Source organism: Streptomyces sp. NPDC051133, assembly GCF_040682635.1.
Classification (GTDB): domain Bacteria; phylum Actinomycetota; class Actinomycetes; order Streptomycetales; family Streptomycetaceae; genus Streptomyces.
On record NZ_JBFBBK010000207.1, the window covers coordinates 1 to 1,851 of the forward strand.

The window sequence follows — 1,851 nt, forward strand, 5'->3', positions numbered from 1 at the left end:
GGCCGGGCTGGCCGAGCGGGACGCCCTCGGTGACGGAGCTGCGCCGCTTCTCCTCGGCCTTGGTGCGCAGCCAGTGTTCCTTGACGTCCTCCGGTCGAAGCTGGTGCGCACCGTGTCTTCCAAATCCGGGTGAAGTGGACCAGACAGCCGCTCGCGGGCCTCAAACCGCGTGATCCCTGCGGGTCCTTCACCAAGTCCATGCCGTCCCGGGAGATTCGGCGAAAGGCATCGGCCTGGCTGGGTTCCCGGGACAGCAACCACAGCGAGTAGGTAGCGCGGCGCGTATACTTTGGGGGATACTGCGGCTATGGCTGAAACCACTGTCAAGGTCGACACGAGCACCAGGGACACCCTGCAGGGCCTCGCCGCTGCGGAAGGTCTGTCTGTGAAGGCCTACCTCGCCAAGGTGGCTGGGGAGAAGGAACAGGAGCGAGCCCTGCAGACGGCGACCGCCGCCTTCCGCCGCGTGATCAGCGAGCCCGGCGTCATGGACGCCTTCGATGCAGAGTTCGGCGGGCTGCCGCCCGTAGCGCACGACACCTCGCGGGCGGCCTGACCTGTGCCTCCCGTCGTGTACGTCGACTACCGGTGGTTCCTCGAGCGCCAGGAAGAGATCCTCCGTGACGACCTGACCGTCAACGATTTCTCCGTGCTCGTCGCCATGGCCCAGCGCCACCGAGTCGACCCGCCCCGCCATGATCAGCACCATCCCGACGCCTTCTGGCGGGCTGCGGTCATGCTGGAGGAGTGCGTGCTGCTGCGCCCGCTGCCGGCCCGCAACGAGGTGTACGGATACGGCGTCGCCATCGCCTACCTAGAAGCCTCCGGAGAACGCGTGGACACGAAGTTTGAGCTCTGGCGGGAACTGATTTACGACATCCGGGCGCTGCGGCTGGACTCGTACGGCATCGCTGAGAGGCTGCGTTCCTGGCGCCAGGCCCGACCCTGACCGGCGCTGCGATTCCAGGGAGAGTCGACGGTTGCTCCAGCTGGGTCGATCCGCAGCCCGGCGCGGCTGCGGCGTAGGGCGGGCAGCGACGCAGTGGATCTCTCGATAGCGCCGTCCTAACCTAAGGGCTTGCAGATCATCAGCACGTTGTCTTGATCATGCTGCTGGGGTCGCCATTCAGGGTTCGCACCCGAGCCTGGAGGGCTGTGAGGGCGGAGGGCGGGGTGGCTGCCGGCGGGATGACGATGCTGTGCGCCTGGAGCAGTGTCCTGATCTTCAGCAGGGTCCGGCTAGGTGCAGGATGCCGGCATGGTGGGCGGCAGCGGTATGTCGTAGCGCCCGAAGAGCTCTCGGAAGAAGCATGCGACGACCCGAGGACCGCGACCTCGAAGCGAAGATTGGTCACCGCTTCAGGCAGAGCCACAGCCTCACGGAGATGTATGCGGAGGCCGAGCGGCTTGAGCGCGATGAAGGCACCCGTCTGGAACCGCGGCGACGCCGTACGGCAGAAGCTCGGCGCTGCAGCGGCCGACGACTACCTCGCTCGCCTCGCTCTCACCGTTTGATCCCGGAGCCTGATGCACACGTCGGCATGTATGGGCGTGCTGTCGTTTCTCGTGAACATCGGACAGCCCGCGACGCAAGTGCCTCCCGCAATGGTGTTCACCTGCTGTCCAAAGTCGGGAATAAAGCCAAGCTAGCTAGGCACTTGGGGGTGGCCGACGTACGTGAGGAGGGCCTCTACGAGTTCCGAGGTGTCTGGGGCTATTGGCACGGTGCGGACCCGGACGATCAGATGCGGTGTCACCGGGGCGTCCGTCCCCGATGACGCTGCGCCCCTCCGGGGTGGTCACGGCTCCGATGGGTACGACGGAGGCGGCGGTGCCGCACGCGAACGCCTC

Annotated in this window: 2 protein-coding genes; both read left to right on the forward strand. The window is 66.5% G+C overall.

Annotated elements, in window-relative coordinates:
* The first annotated feature begins 307 nt into the window (after positions 1–307).
* On the forward strand, positions 308–556 hold the full coding sequence (locus AB0N17_RS46440) for an antitoxin MazE7 (protein WP_366017695.1): 249 nt from the start codon (positions 308–310) through the stop codon (positions 554–556).
* Positions 557–559: 3 nt separating this feature from the next.
* The gene (locus AB0N17_RS46445) at positions 560–949 is read left to right on the forward strand and encodes a toxin Doc (RefSeq protein ID WP_366017696.1); all 390 of its coding nucleotides are present in this window, start codon (positions 560–562) and stop codon (positions 947–949) included.
* The last annotated feature ends 902 nt before the right edge of the window (positions 950–1,851 follow it).